The organism is Pseudomonas sp. Cab53 (genome assembly GCF_018325965.1).
GTDB classification, from domain to species: Bacteria; Pseudomonadota; Gammaproteobacteria; order Pseudomonadales; family Pseudomonadaceae; genus Aquipseudomonas; species Aquipseudomonas chlororaphis_E.
In genome coordinates this window covers 2,296,322-2,311,842 of sequence record NZ_AP021902.1, presented here as the reverse complement: position 1 = coordinate 2,311,842, position 15,521 = coordinate 2,296,322, and the positions used below count along the sequence as shown (strand labels likewise).

The window sequence follows — 15,521 nt, the reverse complement described above, 5'->3', positions numbered from 1 at the left end:
GTCAGCTACTCCACATACCGCAACCAAAGGTGCGTACGCCCGTTGATCGCCGCCATGACCCGGGCAATCACCGTTTCGCGGTCTTCGTCACGGGTGTTGTACAACGCACAGAAATCCGCCGCCACCGCAAGGGCCTCCTCTGGGGCGGGCGGTTCTGCGCGCAGGTAGCCGAGATAGGATGCCCCCACCCCGATCAATTCATAACCATGAGTCAGCGCAAAATGGCGGGCCACCGCGAAGTTCTGCGCGGGGTCCAGGTCGCAAGTGAAGTAGCCGTTGGGGAAAGCGGCGAGCGCCTGGTAACTCTGTTCAACCGGCACCACGAGTGCCGAGAGCGGCTGGTCGAGCAATGACACCGGGTCTTGCTGATACGCCTCCCACTCTTGCAGGGCTGTTGTGTCGAGGGTCAGGCCGTGGGCGCAGGCGTCCTGGAATGACGTGGCCGCGACCAGGTTCATGAAATTGCGATAGCCGATGGCGAATTCGGCCTTGGTCGTGGGATACCCCAGGTACTCGCCGTTTTCAAAGCATTCGGGCGGCAACCCGGCGATGTCCTGCTCGGATGCACTATCCAGCCCCAGGTTGTCCCGTGCATGCCCGCAGGTGTAGCGGGCCTGGTGCAGGTCATCAAGCGAAAGCAATGGCTTGGTACCTGGGTGACGGGCCGCGATGTGCTGATAAGCGCCGTGCACGTCATCGAAGCTGGAGATGCCGCTGACGCTGTATTCATCGCAGGTGCCTGCGGACGGATTATGAGGCATTGCGTGACCGCGAAACTGGATGTCCATCGAAGGGTTACCTGCTCCATAGAAGTCATGAGGCGAGCGACTGAGCTCGGATCGCTCGCCATCGTTACACCGCTCCTCGCCACAATCAAATGGTGGCAGCTCTTATGCAGCGAGTCAGATTTGCGCCAGGCCGCCGTCGACCGCGAGTTCGCCAGCGGTCATGAAGCTGCTGTCCTGAGAGGCAAGAAAGGCCGCCGCCGCGCCAAGCTCGGCCGGATCAGCCATGCGCTGGAGCGGGTTCATCGAGGCGAAGACCTTCATGCCCTCCTCGCCCAGCGCCTGCTTGGCGAGTTCGGTCGCCGTCGGCCCGGGCGACAGCACGTTCACCCGGATGCCGGTGCCCTTCAGGTCCAGCGCCCAAGTCCGCGCGAGGTTGCGCACTGCCGCCTTGCTGGCGCTGTAGGCACTGAAGCCCGGCGCCCCCGTGGTACCGGCACTCGAACCGGTCAGGATGATCGAGCCACCCTGGCCCATCAGCGGTAGCGCCTTCTGGACCGTGAAGATCGCCCCCTTCACATTGGTCTCGAAGATTTCGTCAATGTGTTCGGCAGTGATTTCGCCAAGCACAAGCTGGCTTCCCGCCCCGGCGTTGGCGAAGACGATGTCGAGGGTCCCGCGCTCGGCCCTCACCGCCGCGTAAAGTCGGTCGAGGTCGGACAGGTCGGAAACCGAGCCCTTCACCGCACGGGCATTGGCCCCGAGTTCGGCCACGGCGGCATCGAGCGCCTCTTGCCGGCGACCGAAAATGAAGACAAAAGCCCCTTCCTCTATGAACCGTTTTGCCGCCGCAAGGCCGATCCCGGTAGCACCGCCGGTGATCACGGCGGTCTTTCCATTCAGTCTGGTCATATCATGCATCCCTCGTTGGCGTTTAACCCAAGCAGAAAATTGCTCGTTGAGCCCGAGGATGCCGCCCTGATAACCTAAGAACAAGTATGCACCTTTTGGTAAGTATCAAAATATGACCTTTTCTCCTGAAATCTGCGGTACCGGCTGCGGGCTCAACGCCACGTTGCGCATCATCTCGGGCAAGTGGAAACCGCTCGTCCTGTTTTTCCTGCGCGAGGGGCCGAAGCGTTATGGCGAGCTCAAGCGTTTGATCCCAGCCGTCAGCGACAAGGTGCTGATCCAGCAGTTGAAGGATCTGGAAGCCGACCGCGTGCTGGCACGGACCGACTACAAGGAAGTGCCGCCGCGCGTGGATTATGCGCTGACCCCGCTGGGGCGTAGCCTGGCCGAGGCGATCATCCCCCTGTGCACCTGGGGGACCGAGAACGCGGAGCAAATAGCCGGCATCTTTGCGGAGCGCGACGCTTTGCCATAGCACAAGCCAAACAGGCTCCTGCTGCGACTCCCGGTCAGTCGATCACAGCAGGACTAACCGTTCGTGGCTCGACGTTCCAGGCCATGGTGTGCAGGTGCGCCGCAAGGCGCACCTGCGGTTCAGACGCCCTTGGTGGACGGCAACAGGACCGTCAGCACACCCAGCAACGGCAAGTAGGAACACAGGGTGTAGACGTATTCGATACCGTGGATGTCGGCGAGGTAACCCAGCAGCGCGGCACCGATGCCGCCAAAGCCGAACATCAGGCCGAAGAACACGCCGGCAATCATGCCGACATTGCCCGGCACCAGTTCCTGGGCAAAAACCACGATGGCGGAGAACGCCGAGGCCAGGACGAAACCGATGATCATGCTCAGCACGCCGGTCCAGAACAGATCCACGTAGGGCAGTGCCAGGGTGAACGGCGCCACGCCCAGGATCGAGAACCAGATGACCTTCTTGCGGCCGATCCTGTCGCCGATGGGGCCACCGAAGAAGGTGCCAGCGGCCACCGATCCCAGGAACAGGAACAGGTACAGCTGGGAACTGGTCACTGACAGCTGGAATTTTTCGATCAGGTAGAACGTGAAATAGCTGGTGAAGCTGGCCATGTAGAAATACTTGGAGAACACCAGCAACGCCAGGACCACCAGGGCCGCAGTCACTCGCTGCCTGGACAGGCCGTGGGTCGCCTTGCCGCCCTGCTTGAGCTTGAACAGGTTGAGGTGGTTGCGATACCAGCGGCTCAGGCCGTACTGCACGAGGATCGCGAATGCCGCAAACAAGCCGAACCAGGCGACGTGACCCTGGCCATAGGGAATCACGATGGCCGCGGCCAGCAGCGGGCCGAAGGCGCTGCCCGCGTTGCCGCCTACCTGGAAGGTCGACTGCGCCAGGCCATAGCGGCCGCCTGAAGCGAGGCGTGCCACGCGCGAGGTTTCCGGGTGGAAGGTCGACGAGCCAATGCCCACCAGCGCGGAGGCCAGGAGGATGGCACCGAAGCTGCCGACGAACGCCAGCATCAGAATGCCGATGAGGGTGCAGACCATCCCGGCGGGCAGCAGCCAGGGCTTGGGATGACGGTCGGTGTGATAGCCCACCCACGGTTGCAACAGCGAGGCCGTCAGTTGGAAGGTCAGTGTGATCAATCCCACCTGGGTGAAGGTCAGGCCGTAGTTGGCCTTCAGCATCGGATAGATGGAAGGCAGCACGGCCTGGATGAGGTCATTGATCAGGTGCGCGAGGGCGCAGGCACCGATGACCCGCATGACAAGCGGGCTCGTTTGATTGACGACGGAGGCCGTGGTCGGGGCTGTGGCGGTGGTGGACATGACAAAGCTTCCAGGCGATGGGTCTGAAAAAAAAAACGTAGGCAGAAGGTGACAGCACTTTCTGACAGGCGCGGCATCATCCTAGAATCCAAAAAAATGTCTGTCTCACTGGACAAGGGAATCAACCGTCGCAAAAAGGACATCATGATCAAACCGTTGAATGAAGCATTGCTCGAGATCGACGAAGGCGCCTGGACGATGATCGGGAGGGCGACCGATTACCCGGACAATTGGCTGATCGCCTCGCACTCCCATGAAAAGCACCAACTGATCTACGCTGTCGAAGGGGTGATGGTGGTGCACACGGCGTCCAGTCAGTGGACGGTGCCGTCGAATCGAGGGCTGTGGATGCCCTGCGGGCAGGTGCATTCGGTGCGCTGCGTCGGGCACGTGAAAATGCGCAGCCTGTTTGTCCGGCCCGATGCCGCCGCAGACCTGCCGACGGAAACGAAGGCGGTGAGCATTTCCGCCCTCTTGAGCGAATTGATCAAGGTTGCCGTGCACCTGCAACTCCCCTATGCCCCGAACACCCGAGCCGCCCGGGTGATGCAGCTGATTCTCGATGAACTCGCCCTGCTCCCCACCCTGCCCCTGCACTTGCCACAGCCGGCGGACCGGCGCATCAAGAAGATCTGCGTCACGTTGCAAGGCGACCCCGCCGACGGCTCGACGCTGTCGGATTGGAGCGCCCGCCTGGGCCTTGACGAGAAGACCATCCAGCGGCTGTTCCGCAAGGAAACCGGCATTACTTTCGGGCAGTGGCGGCAGCAGGTGCGCCTGTTGCAGGGGGTCGAGCGCATGGCAATGGGCGAGAAGATCATCGACGTTGCGCTGGCGCTGGGCTACGAAAGCCCGAGTGCGTTCACCAACATGTTCCGCAAGCAGTTTGGCAAGACACCGAGCACGTTCTTCAAATAGAGCCGCGCGCTTCACGCTGCTGATATCATCCGCGCGCTTACACACCGAGTAGCCGTCATGAATCGTCGCAAGAAAATAAAGCAGTTGCTGCAGGCCCATGCGAAAAAGGCCAGCGCCAAACTGGCACCGCAGAAACCCAAGTACATCAGCAAGGCGGATCGCCTGAAACTGGCGGCCGAGGCTGAACAAGCGCCGGAGGCGCCTGTCGAGCATTGAGGGGGTGCGCCACTTTCGCGAACAAGCTCGCGAAGGCGCCAGCACTTCCCACTTTCACCTGCCTGACACCCCGCCCGGCTTTGTAGCCTGCATCCCACTGGAGGCCCACGGCTTGAAACTGCTGGCCATCCACCGGGCCGATGCCTCGTATAACCAACACAACCGTTCTCCCTGGTGCGCACCTGACCTACGCTGATTCGCGCGATCAACGAAGCCTGCGCTATCAAGGAGTTTCGACATGTTCAACAAAGTCCCCCTCCCGCTCGCGACACTGTTTACCACCCTGGTTCTGGCGGGGACGATCACCTCGGTAAATGCCGCCGCGACACCGGTCGCGGAGCCCTTACCCATCCACAAACCGCAGGTGGCAGGTGTCTACCGATTCCAGGTCGGCGCCTTCCAGATCACCGCCCTGAGCGACGGCACGCTGCCGCTGGACCTGCACCCGCTGCTGCGAGGCATCAGCGCCGAGAAGATCGATGCGTTGCTGAAAAAAGGCTTTATTCGCAACCCCGTCGAGACGTCGATCAACGCCTATGTGATCGACACCGGCCCACGGGTGCTGCTGGTGGATACCGGAGCCGGCGAGCTGTTTGGCCAGGTGGCGGGCAAGTTGCCCCAGAGCCTGGCGGCGGCCGGTTATAAACTGGAGGACATCAGCGACGTCCTGCTCACCCACATCCACGCCGATCACTCCGGCGGGCTGTCGCGCAACCGGCAGATGATGTTCCCCAATGCGACCGTCCACGTGGCCCAGGCCGACGTCGATTTCTTCCTCGACCCGGCCAATCTGACCAAGGGGCTCAAACCCCAGGACCTGGAGAAGAGCCAGAGGACCGTTGGGCCTTACGTCGATGCGGGCCGGGTCAAGACCTTCAGCGGCCCTACGACCCTGGTGCCCGGCATCACGGTGATCCCGACACCTGGCCATACCCCAGGCCACAGCGTCTACCGGGTCGAGAGCCGGGGTGAGAGCATCGATTTCTGGGGCGATCTCCTCCACGTCGGCCCGGTCCAGTTTGCCCGACCTGACGTGACGGTCACTTTCGACGTCGACCAGGACCGCGCACGCGCCCAGCGCCAACAGCAGTTCAAGGCCTCGGCCAACGAGGCGCGCCTGTCGGCGGCCGCGCACTTGCCGTTCCCGGGGATAGGCCACCTTCGCGCGCAAGCCGGGCACTATGAATGGGTGCCGGCCGACTATCGCAACCGTGACTGAGACGGGCGAGCAAGCCCGGGCCGCCCTGTACAGACCACTGCCTGGTTTGATTTGATGCCCGTACAGCCGCCTGCCTGAAGGCGCTGATCGGGAGATCATGATGAACTACACGGATTTCGACGCGGCACTGCTGCTGACGCTCAAGGCGCTGCTGGAGGAACGCAACGTCACCCGGGCCGCCGCCCGCTTGGGCATCAGCCAGCCGGCCCTGTCGGCGCGGCTGGCACGCTTGCGAGACATCCTCGCCGACCCGCTGTTCGTGCCGGCGGCAAACGGCCGAGGCGTCGTGCCCACGCCCCGGGCGCAAGCGCTGGAGCAAGAATTGCTGCAGGTACTCGAAGGCCTCAGGCGCCTGGCCAGTGAACCCGATGCATTCGATCCGGCCACAACGACCCGCACCTTCGTCATCGCGTTATTCGAAACGCCGGCAGCGCTCCTCGCACCGGCGCTTTGCGCCGGCCTGGCGCGAGAGGCCAAGCACGCCAGGCTGGCTTTCGTTCAGCCTGCGCACGATGTGTTCGAACGCCTGGAGCAAGGGCAGATCGACCTGCTGATCACCGTGCCGGAGGCCCTGCGTGACGATGTCATGCAGCGCGCCCTCTGGGAGGATGGTTTCCTGACCGCCCAGCGCAAAGGCCATCCACGGGGAACCGGCCCGCTCGATCTCGACGTTTTTTGCGCCCTCGACCACGTGCTCGTCTCTTCCGAAGGCGGACGCTTCGCAGGTGTGGTCGACGATGCACTGGTGGGGCTGAACCGCGTGCGCAACGTGGTGTTTTCCATTCAAAGCTATGCCCTCGCGCCCTCGTTGATTGCGGCAACGGATGCGGTGTGCACCCTGCCCGCGCGTTTCCTTGCCCAGTACCGCGACCGCCTGGACCTGTTCGAGCCCCCCGTCGAACTGGCGACCCTGCGCCTGTCGCTGGCCTGGCATCCGCGCAACAACAAGGATGCCGGGCACCAATGGCTGCGCCGCCAAGTTTACCTGGCGGCGCAGGTGGAGCCTGCCTAGCGGGTCTCAGCGCCTCTTTCCCAACAGGTTCGCCCCCACCCAGCGGAGCGAAGCCCAGCTATCGGTCAAGCGCATAGTTGCTATCAATACCCGCACCGTTCTCGACATCGGCGTCCCTCTCTAATCTGCACACCAAGCGATCGACAACGGTCGCAACCAGACAGACCAACCCCTTAGGAGAGAGACCATGAACACACTGAACCGCACCCTGGCCGTCGCCACCTTGGCACTGGCCTCCCTCGGCGCCGAAGCCGCCACCCCGTCCCAGGCCACCGCCCCGGTGTCCGCGGTCGGCAGCGTGATCCAGTCCGCCAGCTACATCACCACAAAAGATGGCGTGCAGCTGTACTACAAGGACTGGGGCCCGCGTGATGGCCAGGTCGTGACGTTCAGCCACGGCTGGCCGCTGGACTCCGACAGCTGGGAAGCGCAGATGATGTTCCTCGCCTCCAAGGGCTACCGCGTGATTGCCCACGACCGTCGCGGTCACGGTCGCTCCAGCCAGCCTTGGGAAGGCAACGACATGGATCACTACGCCGATGACCTGGCAGCCGTGATCGAAGCTTTGGACCTGAAGGACGTGACCCTGGTCGGTTTCTCCACGGGCGGCGGTGAAGTGGCGCGCTACATTGGTCGCCACGGCACCGGACGCGTGAAGAAAGCCGTGTTGGTGTCCTCCGTGCCGCCGTTGATGCTCAAGACCGACACCAACCCCGGCGGCCTGCCCATCGAGGTGTTCGACGGCCTGCGCAAGGCGTCCCTTGAGAACCGCTCGCAGCTGTACCTGGACATCGCCTCGGGGCCGTTCTATGGCTACAACCGCAAGGGCGCCAAACCGTCCCAAGGCCTGATCCAGTCTTTCTGGGCGCAAGGCATGCAAGGCGGCAGCAAGAACACCTACGATTCGATCGCGGCGTTCTCGGCCACCGATTTCCGCGCCGACCTGAAGAAGTTCGACGTGCCGACCCTGGTGATCCACGGTGACGACGACCAGATCGTCCCCATCGACGCCTCGGGCAAAGCCTCGGCCGCACTGATCAAGGGCGCCCGACTGATTGTCTACGCCGGGGCCCCTCATGGCCTGACCGAGACCCACAAGGATCGCCTGAACCAGGACTTGTTGAAGTTTCTTCAGCAATAACGCTGCGCAAGCCGCTCGCTCCCCCAGGGATGGCCCGCAACCAGGCAGTCCATGGGGGAGCGAGCTTGCTCGCGAAGGCGGTGGATCAAGCCATGTTGCAGCGCCTGACCTACCGCCTTCGCGAGCAAGCTCACTCCCACAGATGAAGTGAACAGGCACGGTCATCGATTCGTGTGAACCTAGCCCGCGCCCGGCCCTCGGATATGGAAGACGGAGCAAGGGTGACCCACATGGCAATGGAAGATACGTTACTGCGCCAACGCAAGGTGCTGGCCGAACTCGGTGAGCTGGCGCTGGTGTCGGACGACCTGGAGCACATCCTCGACGAGGCGTGCCGTCTGGTGGGCGATGCACTCGAAACCCACATGGCGAAATTCATGCTGCTGGAAGAGGACGGGCTCACGCTGACCGTGCGCAACGGAGTCGGTTGGGCCCCGGGCGTGGTGGGCCAGGTCCGGGTGCAGGCGCTGGACGGCACCCCCGAACGCCACTCGCTGGACACCGGCAGTGCGGTGATTTCCACGGACATCGCCACCGAAACCCGTTTTCGCTATCACGACTTCCAGATCCAGAACGGCGTCCAGGCTTTCGTCAACGTGCTGGTCCATGGCGCCACCGAAGCGCGACCGTTCGGGATCTTCGAGGTCGACTGTCGCCATCCACGACAGTTTACCCAGAGCGATATCGATTTTTTGCGCGGCTACGCCAACCTGATCGGGGCGGCCTTGAAGCGCTCCGTGACCTTGCACGCCATGCGCCTGACCGAGGCAAAGCTGCGCGAGAGTGAAAGGCACTACCGGATCGCGGCCGAGCTCAACCCACTCTGGCCCTGGACGGCCACCAGCGATGGCGCGCTGCTGTCGCTGGATCCGCGCTGGTACGACTACACCGCCCGGACCCCGGAGCAGACGCTGGGGCGCCAATGGTTGAACGCCGCGCACCCCGACGACAAGCTCACCATCGCCCGGGCGTGGAACCAGTCCCTGGCGAGCCTGCAACCCTTCGACGCGCAGATTCGCCTGCGCCGGCACACCGGCGAATACCGCTGGTTCAGGGTCCGGGCGTTGTGCAGCCTCGACGCTGCCGGGCACTGCGAACAATGGTATGGCACCGTCGAAGACATCAACGAGCGGGTGCAGCTGGAAGCCGCATTGCGAGACTGGAACGACCAGCTCGAAGCACGCATCGCCCAGCGTACCGGGCAATTGGAGGCCGAACAGCACGAGCGCGCCCTGGCCGAGTCGAAGCTGCGGCAAAGCCAGAAAATGGAAGCGGTCGGCCAGCTCACCGGCGGCATCGCCCACGACTTCAACAACCTGCTGGCAGGCATCACGGGCAGCCTGGAGCTGATGCAGCGGCGCATCGACAACCAGCAGTACGCCGAGCTGTCGCGCTACAACGCCGTTGCCTTGACCTCGGCGACCCGGGCCGCCGCCCTCACCCAGCGGCTGCTGGCCTTTTCCCGGCAGCAATCGCTGCAACCGGCCGTCCTCGAACCGCGCAAGGTGGTGGCCGGCCTGGAAGAAATGATCCGCCGTTCCGTGGGGCCGAATATCGTTGTGGAGTGTTCGTTCCGCAACAACGACCCGATCAAATGCGACCCGAACGAACTGGAGAATGCCCTGCTCAACCTGGCGATCAACGCCCGGGACGCCATGCCCGAAGGCGGTGTCCTCAAGCTCGACGTCCACCGCTACGTGATCGAGGAAAACGGCGCCGACGCAAAACTGTTGCCGCCGGGGCCGTATGTAGCGATCGCAGTCTCGGACTCGGGAACGGGCATCAGTGCCGACATCCTGTCCCGGGTGTTCGACCCCTTCTTCACGACCAAGCGCCTGGGCGAGGGATCGGGGCTGGGCCTGTCGATGATCTACGGATTTGCCCAGCAGTCCGCAGGGCACGTCAGGATCCAGAGCAATGTCGGCGAAGGTACGACGGTGACGATGTATTTCCCGGTGGCGCGCCGCGCCTCCCAACGCACGAAAACCGCCGCGCCCGACAGCGCGGCGCCGGTGCAACCCGGCGGCAACGAAACGGTCCTTCTGGTGGACGACGAAGCGGCCATCCGGCAGATGGTCTCGGAGTACCTGGCGGAAACCGGTTATCGCGTCGTCGAGGCTCTGGACAGTGTCTCGGCCTTGCAGCAAGCCGAAAAAGCCGGGGCCATCGACCTGTTGCTGACCGACATCGGCCTGCCCGGCGCCATGAACGGCATCGGCCTCGCCGAAGAATTGCGCAAGCGCGACCCGGGGCTGAAGGTGCTGTTCATCACCGGCTTCGCCGAGGGGGAAAGCCTGGTCAGCGTCAATGCGACGACCTGGATCATGACCAAGCCCTTCAGCCTGACCGACCTGGGGCGCCGGGTGCGCTCGCTGATCCAGTCGGCCAAGCGCTGACTCAATGGCGCAGCAGCTTGCGCAGCGGAATCTCGTCCTTGCGCACCGGAGACTTGATGACGATGTAGCTGAAGTACTTGGAGATGCCGATGTTGCGGTCCAACAGACTTTCCATCACGTCCTGGTAATCCTGGATGCTGCGGGTCATGAAGCGCACCAGGTAGTCGTAGCCGCCGCTGATCAGGTGGCATTCGAGCACTTCATCCACCAGGCGAATATTGGATTCGAACTTGGCGAAATCCTCGCGCTTGTGGTCGCTCAGGGTGACCTCGGTGAAGACCGTCACCGAATCGGTGATCTTGGCCAGGTTCAGATGGGCCTTGTAGCTGGAAATATACCCCAGCGATTCCAACCGCTTGACCCGTTGCAGACAGGGACTTGCCGACAGGCCAACGGCATCGGCCAGGCTGACGTTGGTCATGCGACCGTCTTTTTGAAGCTCTACCAAAATGCTGATATCGATCCGGTCCAGTTTCGCTAAACCTTCCATCGCATACCTCTTGCCTGCCGTTTGTAAGACAATCTTCTAACAAAATCAGCGTCGTAAAGACAGCTGATGCTGAGCCACCAGGTCAGCCATGCTGTCGATGCAGTAGTCCGCGCTGCACGGCCGGGACGCTTTGTCGGGGTCGCGACAGATCAGGCAGGCCGCCCCGACGACCAATGCACGGGCGCCCGGGCGGGTCACCCGCAGGACCGCCTCGGCGTCGAGGGCATTGGCCTGCAACCAGGCGTGATCCTGCAAGGGATCGCTGGCCAGGGAAATGAAATCTTCCGGCTCGATGCCCAGCCGCTCGCACAACACACCGCGATCTTCGGCATCCCGGTCTCCCTGCACCAGCAGGCGATAGAACTTGCGCAGGTAGAGCATCGCACCCGGCCCATCCTCGAACAACGACCAACTGGCGGCCGAGCGGGCGAAACTCATGCCCTCCTCCCAACTGACCTTGAGCCTCCAGTGTTCGGCCAATTGACGGTGGGCAAAGCACAGCAGGCCACTGAAGCCCAGCTCGCCGAAACGCGGGTACAAGGCTTGCAACACCTCGTCGAACTCGGCCAACACCCGGGCCTTGTCCTGCGGCTCGCCACGCTGCTCCAACAGCGGCTGCAACGCCGTCCAGACACCGGAATCGCGGTCCACCAGAACCTCGTCGCAGTCGATCAACAACGCTCGATATTCAGTCAGCCTCATGGGTAAACCTCTGATGAGTCCCTAATGCCGTTCTTCCAAGGAATTGCGCCGAGTGTGGCGATTCAATTCATGACTCGCGCCAACGCGCCCTCGAGAATCTGCAGCGCTTCGTCGACCTGCGCTTCGTCGGTCACCAGCGGCGCCAGGAAGCGCAAGACGTTGCGATAGACCCCGCACTTGATCACCAGCAGCCCGCCCAGCCGGGCCTCGTCGATCAGCCGCTGGTTCAACTCAGCATCCGGCGTGCGGGCTTCGTCGTCCTGGATCAGCTCGATCGCCAGCATGAAACCGCTGCCGCGCACGTCGCCGATACGCGGGTAGCGGGCCTGCAAGCGCAACAAGCCCTGGCGCAGGCGCTCGCCCAGGGCTTCGCCACGGGCCAGCAGGTGCTCCTGCTCGTAGGCGTCGATCACCGCCAGCGCCGCCGCGCACGACAGCGCGTTGCCGCCATAAGTGCCACCCAACCCGCCCGGCAGCGGCGCATCCATGATCTGCGCCTTGCCGACCACGCCCGACAAGGGCAAGCCTCCGGCCAGGCTCTTGGCGACGGTGACCAGGTCCGGCTGGATCCCGGCGTGCTGGTAACCGAACCATTTACCGGTGCGACCGAACCCGGTCTGGATCTCGTCGAGGATCAGCACGATACCGTGCTTCTCGGTCAGCGCCCGCAGCGCCTGGAGGAACTCGGCGGGGGCCGCGAGGAAACCGCCGTCGCCCTGCACCGGCTCGATAATGATGGCGGCGACGCGCTCGGGCGCCACTTGGGTCGCCAGCAATTCGTCCAGGGCCTGGAGCGCCATCTCGCTGGTAACGCCGCGATAGGCATTCGGATAAGGCGTGTGGAAGACCTCCGGGGCGAACGGTCCGAAATTCTGTTTATACGGCTGGCTCATGCCGGTCAACGTGGTGCCGAGCAAGGTCCGACCGTGGAACCCGCCGCGAAAGGCGATCACCGCCGAGCGTTGGGTGTGGGCCCGGGCGATCTTCACGGCGTTTTCCACCGCTTCGGCGCCGGAGGTGAAGAACGCCGCCTTATAGGCCTGCTCGCCGCCGATCATCCGGCACAGCCGCTGGGCCAGGTCGAGGTAAGGCGTGTAGGCCACGACCTGGAAGCAGGCATGGGACACCTTCTGCAACTGGGCCTGCACCGCCGCGACGACCTTGGGGTGGTTGTGGCCGATGTTCAACACACCGATACCGCCGACGAAGTCCAGGTAACGCTTGCCGTCCACGTCCCACAGTTGCGCACCCTGGGCCCGGTCGATCACCAAGGGGTGAGCGGTGACCAGGCCACGGGGCACGAATTGATCACGTTGACGGAGCAGACTTGGGGTTTCTTCGACTTTACTGTTCATTGGCATTTCCCATCGTGAGCCTCGCACCCGGGAAGCGGCTGCGGTGTGATCACAGGTTAAGCGTTCGACACGATTGTCTAAGCCGAACTTGGTCACTGAGAAATTCGGATCGACTGTTTACACGTCGGCAAACAGCAGAATCCGCCAAGGCGCCCCAGGCCCATCGAATCTGCCGCCCCGAGGGCTCTGCAACGCAGCGCCGGGTTTTATCGCCGCGCCTTTCGACAGATCCTGCTCCGCCGTTGAGGCATGCTTGAGGCTCCTTGATTTCAGGCGAGAAGCGATCCATGGCCCTGCTCTACAAAGCTGACCCGGTACGCGGTGAACACTGGCAACGGCTGTTCGCCGAACACGCGCCGGACATCCAATGGCGTGCCTGGCCAGACATCGGCGACCCTCGGGAAATCCGCTACCTCGCGGCCTGGCAGGCACCGGACGACATCCAGACACTGCTGCCGAACCTGCAAGTGCTGTTCGCCCTGTCGGCGGGGGTCGATCAGCTCGACCTCGACCGCTTGCCGGCCACGCTGCCGGTGGTGCGCCTGCTCGACCCGGGCATCACCCAGGGCATGTGCGAATACGCCAGCTTCGCCGTGCTCGGCCTGCACCGCGACATGCTGCGCTACCGCCAGCAGCAGGCCCAGGGGAACTGGCAGGCGCACCGGCTGGTGCCCGCGCAACAACGCCGGGTCGGGGTCATGGGCCTGGGCTTGCAGGCACGGCAGATACTCGCCACCTTGCAGGCCTTCGGCTTCGCCTTGTCGGGTTGGGCGCGTAGCGAACATCGCATCGACGGGGTGACCTGCTTTGCCGGCGCCGAACAACTGCCGGCCTTTCTCGGCCAGTGCGACATCGTCGTGTGCGTGCTGCCGCTGACCGAGCAGACCCGTGGGATCCTCGACCGCTCGTTGTTCCAGCACCTGCCAAAGGGGGCCGCGCTGGTCAACATGGGCCGCGGTGGGCACCTGGTCGAAGCGGACCTGCTCCAAGCCCTGGCGAGCGGCCAATTGAGCGCTGCCGTGCTCGACGTCCTGGAACAGGAGCCGGCCCCGCCGGACCATCCGTTCTGGACTCATCCGCAGATCCTGCTGACGCCCCACATCGCCGCCATGACGCAACCCGACAGCGCCTTTGCGGGGTTGCTGGAAAACATTCGTCGGCATCAACGGGGCGAACCGATGCTGGGATGCGTGGACCGAGCGCGCAGTTACTGACCGCGACGGGCGCAAGACCAGGCCGACAAGAGGCGTGCAGCCGTGGCAAGGCGCTTATCCCGCCGGGCTGCGCTGTTGCCCCACAGCACGCCAACTACCTTTGGCCTCCACCGAAGTGATAGCATTTAGCCTTCAACTTCTGATGGACCGCCTGCATGAATGAAGCTGCAAGGACGCTGATCACATTGAACGGCGAACGCTATGTGTTCGAAAGCATCGCCGCCAAATGCGAGTTCATGAAAAACGAACTGAGCTTCTGGAAAGCGCAACATGAAGCGCTCCAGGTCAAAAATATGTCTGCGAAGCACCAAGCCTTCGAAAACCTGGCCAACAGCCTGGCCGTCCTCCGATACGAGATCGAGGTCAATGAGAACGACTTTATCTACGATGACCAGCCCGAAGAGAGACTCTGGGATGTCTGGCTCTACAGCGAGTCCCCCGCAACGCGCAAATGGCTGGAGTTGCACGCACAACAACCGAAGGTGGCGGAAGGCTTCTATGACGGGATCTTCCTTGGAAAAAGCGAGCACCTGGATTCATTCGATCACCTGACGGGCTACCTGGCGGCTTATGAGTTCAAGCTGCCCCTGGAAAGCGCCTTCGCTGGCCGTGCCGCTGCGCAAACCTTGGCCCTGCGCGACGTCCATTCCAAGTTCTTCAAAGCCAAAGCCAGGCTCACCCGCAAAGCTGAAAAAGAGCTGAGTACGTTTTCCGACTGGCACAAGACCGAAGAGGCGGCCTGGACCCAGCGCCTCAACACGTTGGAAGCCACCTACCGGGAAAAGCTGCGTCTGGAGGGACCGGCCACCTACTGGGCGAAGAAAGCCAGCGAGCACCAGACCCGCGGCTACATCTGGACCGGCGTGCTCGGCGTCATCCTGTTCGTCTCTGTCATCTGGCTATGGACGTCTTTCAACATCTGGTTGAGTGGCGCGCGGACTCCGGTGGGGCTCAGTCAGATTGAAGGCGCGCTGATTTTCGTCTCGCTCCTGTCGACGCTGGCCTTTACCGTCAGGACGCTCTCCAAGCTGATCTTCAGCGCGTTTCACCTGCAACGGGACGCCGAGGAACGAGAACAGCTCACGCACCTGTACCTGTCCTTGAACAACGACACGCAAGTGGACGAAGAGTCGCGAAAGATCATCCTGCAGTCGCTGTTCAGTCGCTCGGAAACCGGGCTCATTTCCAACGAGTCCGGCCCGACCATGCCCGGGCTGACCGACCTGTTGTCGACCTTGAAAAAAGGCTGATCGCCCGCCCAAAGGCCCGTCGCGTGACAGGCGATACACGGCAAGCCCCGCGCCGGGCCACTGAAAAACGGCCCGGTATTTACTGCTGGCCAAGCCGCGCATTTGAGCAAGAAATGTGGCGGCAAAAGCCGCGGCTTACCTAACCTGCCGAATCAATTGCTGGCG

Annotated in this window: 15 protein-coding genes; 9 read left to right on the top strand and 6 right to left on the bottom strand. The window is 63.0% G+C overall.

Annotation, left to right across the window (positions count from 1 at the left end; genetic code table 11):
• Positions 1-5 precede the first annotated feature (5 nt).
• Together KI241_RS10165 and KI241_RS10160 are read right to left on the bottom strand one after the other, a co-directional pair.
• The gene (locus KI241_RS10165; RefSeq protein WP_123578875.1) at positions 6-761 is read right to left on the bottom strand and encodes a DUF4253 domain-containing protein; all 756 of its coding nucleotides are present in this window, start codon (positions 759-761) and stop codon (positions 6-8) included.
• Positions 762-902: 141 nt separating this feature from the next.
• Entirely contained in the window at positions 903-1,637 is a 735-nt protein-coding gene (locus KI241_RS10160; RefSeq protein ID WP_042728461.1) for an SDR family oxidoreductase, read from the bottom strand.
• A 112-nt stretch (positions 1,638-1,749) separates the two neighbouring features.
• Here KI241_RS10160 and KI241_RS10155 point away from each other — a divergent pair, with 112 nt between their 5' ends.
• Positions 1,750-2,112 (top strand): helix-turn-helix domain-containing protein, encoded by a 363-nt coding sequence (locus KI241_RS10155; protein ID WP_042728460.1) that lies wholly within the window; start codon positions 1,750-1,752, stop codon positions 2,110-2,112.
• Between the two features lie 119 nt (positions 2,113-2,231).
• Here the strand turns inward: KI241_RS10155 and KI241_RS10150 are convergent, their stop codons facing one another.
• On the bottom strand, positions 2,232-3,443 hold the full coding sequence (locus KI241_RS10150; protein ID WP_212803646.1) for an MFS transporter: 1,212 nt from the start codon (positions 3,441-3,443) through the stop codon (positions 2,232-2,234).
• 96 nt (positions 3,444-3,539) lie between these two features.
• On the opposite strand from KI241_RS10150, the gene KI241_RS10145 reads away from it, so the two are divergent.
• From KI241_RS10145 to KI241_RS10120, 6 genes are all read left to right on the top strand, one after another.
• On the top strand, positions 3,540-4,361 hold the full coding sequence (locus KI241_RS10145; RefSeq protein ID WP_212803867.1) for a helix-turn-helix transcriptional regulator: 822 nt from the start codon (positions 3,540-3,542) through the stop codon (positions 4,359-4,361).
• Positions 4,362-4,418: 57 nt separating this feature from the next.
• Entirely contained in the window at positions 4,419-4,577 is a 159-nt protein-coding gene (locus tag KI241_RS10140; RefSeq protein ID WP_080964271.1) for a DUF2986 domain-containing protein, read from the top strand.
• Between the two features lie 238 nt (positions 4,578-4,815).
• Positions 4,816-5,796 carry an MBL fold metallo-hydrolase gene (locus KI241_RS10135; RefSeq protein ID WP_212803645.1) on the top strand — a complete coding sequence of 327 codons (981 nt, stop codon included), beginning with the start codon at positions 4,816-4,818 and terminating at the stop codon, positions 5,794-5,796.
• A 100-nt stretch (positions 5,797-5,896) separates the two neighbouring features.
• Positions 5,897-6,808, top strand: a complete 912-nt coding sequence (locus KI241_RS10130) for a LysR family transcriptional regulator (RefSeq protein WP_212803644.1) — start codon at positions 5,897-5,899, stop codon at positions 6,806-6,808.
• Positions 6,809-6,995: 187 nt separating this feature from the next.
• Positions 6,996-7,949 carry an alpha/beta hydrolase gene (locus tag KI241_RS10125; RefSeq protein ID WP_042730595.1) on the top strand — a complete coding sequence of 318 codons (954 nt, stop codon included), beginning with the start codon at positions 6,996-6,998 and terminating at the stop codon, positions 7,947-7,949.
• Between the two features lie 230 nt (positions 7,950-8,179).
• Positions 8,180-10,345: an ATP-binding protein gene (locus KI241_RS10120; protein WP_212803643.1), complete on the top strand. Its 2,166-nt coding sequence runs from the start codon at positions 8,180-8,182 to the stop codon at positions 10,343-10,345.
• 1 nt (position 10,346) lies between these two features.
• Here the strand turns inward: KI241_RS10120 and KI241_RS10115 are convergent, their stop codons facing one another.
• The 3 genes from KI241_RS10115 to gabT all read right to left on the bottom strand — a co-directional run bounded on the left by KI241_RS10115 (position 10,347) and on the right by gabT (position 12,892).
• Positions 10,347-10,835, bottom strand: coding sequence for an Lrp/AsnC family transcriptional regulator (locus KI241_RS10115; RefSeq protein ID WP_042730597.1), 489 nt, complete (start codon positions 10,833-10,835; stop codon positions 10,347-10,349).
• A gap of 45 nt (positions 10,836-10,880) precedes the next feature.
• Complete coding sequence (locus KI241_RS10110; protein ID WP_212803642.1) at positions 10,881-11,537, bottom strand: 2-haloalkanoic acid dehalogenase; 657 nt, start codon at positions 11,535-11,537, stop codon at positions 10,881-10,883.
• A gap of 62 nt (positions 11,538-11,599) precedes the next feature.
• On the bottom strand, positions 11,600-12,892 hold the full coding sequence (gabT, locus tag KI241_RS10105; protein ID WP_042730599.1) for a 4-aminobutyrate--2-oxoglutarate transaminase: 1,293 nt from the start codon (positions 12,890-12,892) through the stop codon (positions 11,600-11,602).
• A gap of 287 nt (positions 12,893-13,179) precedes the next feature.
• Here gabT and KI241_RS10100 point away from each other — a divergent pair, with 287 nt between their 5' ends.
• The gene (locus KI241_RS10100) at positions 13,180-14,106 is read left to right on the top strand and encodes a glyoxylate/hydroxypyruvate reductase A (protein WP_212803641.1); all 927 of its coding nucleotides are present in this window, start codon (positions 13,180-13,182) and stop codon (positions 14,104-14,106) included.
• A 155-nt stretch (positions 14,107-14,261) separates the two neighbouring features.
• Positions 14,262-15,356 carry a DUF6161 domain-containing protein gene (locus KI241_RS10095; RefSeq protein WP_212803640.1) on the top strand — a complete coding sequence of 365 codons (1,095 nt, stop codon included), beginning with the start codon at positions 14,262-14,264 and terminating at the stop codon, positions 15,354-15,356.
• The last annotated feature ends 165 nt before the right edge of the window (positions 15,357-15,521 follow it).

What these genes read in the sequence shown, in the direction of transcription:
- KI241_RS10160 (WP_042728461.1), bottom strand. Translation starts at nt 1,637, where the DNA reads ATGACCAGACTGAATGGAAAGACCGCCGTGATCACCGGCGGTGCTACC.
- KI241_RS10155 (WP_042728460.1), top strand. Translation starts at nt 1,750, where the DNA reads ATGACCTTTTCTCCTGAAATCTGCGGTACCGGCTGCGGGCTCAACGCC.
- KI241_RS10110 (WP_212803642.1), bottom strand. Translation starts at nt 11,537, where the DNA reads ATGAGGCTGACTGAATATCGAGCGTTGTTGATCGACTGCGACGAGGTT.
- KI241_RS10130 (WP_212803644.1), top strand. Translation starts at nt 5,897, where the DNA reads ATGAACTACACGGATTTCGACGCGGCACTGCTGCTGACGCTCAAGGCG.
- KI241_RS10100 (WP_212803641.1), top strand. Translation starts at nt 13,180, where the DNA reads ATGGCCCTGCTCTACAAAGCTGACCCGGTACGCGGTGAACACTGGCAA.
- KI241_RS10115 (WP_042730597.1), bottom strand. Translation starts at nt 10,835, where the DNA reads ATGGAAGGTTTAGCGAAACTGGACCGGATCGATATCAGCATTTTGGTA.
- KI241_RS10120 (WP_212803643.1), top strand. Translation starts at nt 8,180, where the DNA reads ATGGCAATGGAAGATACGTTACTGCGCCAACGCAAGGTGCTGGCCGAA.
- gabT (WP_042730599.1), bottom strand. Translation starts at nt 12,892, where the DNA reads ATGAACAGTAAAGTCGAAGAAACCCCAAGTCTGCTCCGTCAACGTGAT.
- KI241_RS10145 (WP_212803867.1), top strand. Translation starts at nt 3,540, where the DNA reads ATGTCTGTCTCACTGGACAAGGGAATCAACCGTCGCAAAAAGGACATC.
- KI241_RS10125 (WP_042730595.1), top strand. Translation starts at nt 6,996, where the DNA reads ATGAACACACTGAACCGCACCCTGGCCGTCGCCACCTTGGCACTGGCC.
- KI241_RS10150 (WP_212803646.1), bottom strand. Translation starts at nt 3,443, where the DNA reads ATGTCCACCACCGCCACAGCCCCGACCACGGCCTCCGTCGTCAATCAA.
- KI241_RS10095 (WP_212803640.1), top strand. Translation starts at nt 14,262, where the DNA reads ATGAATGAAGCTGCAAGGACGCTGATCACATTGAACGGCGAACGCTAT.
- KI241_RS10140 (WP_080964271.1), top strand. Translation starts at nt 4,419, where the DNA reads ATGAATCGTCGCAAGAAAATAAAGCAGTTGCTGCAGGCCCATGCGAAA.
- KI241_RS10165 (WP_123578875.1), bottom strand. Translation starts at nt 761, where the DNA reads ATGCCTCATAATCCGTCCGCAGGCACCTGCGATGAATACAGCGTCAGC.
- KI241_RS10135 (WP_212803645.1), top strand. Translation starts at nt 4,816, where the DNA reads ATGTTCAACAAAGTCCCCCTCCCGCTCGCGACACTGTTTACCACCCTG.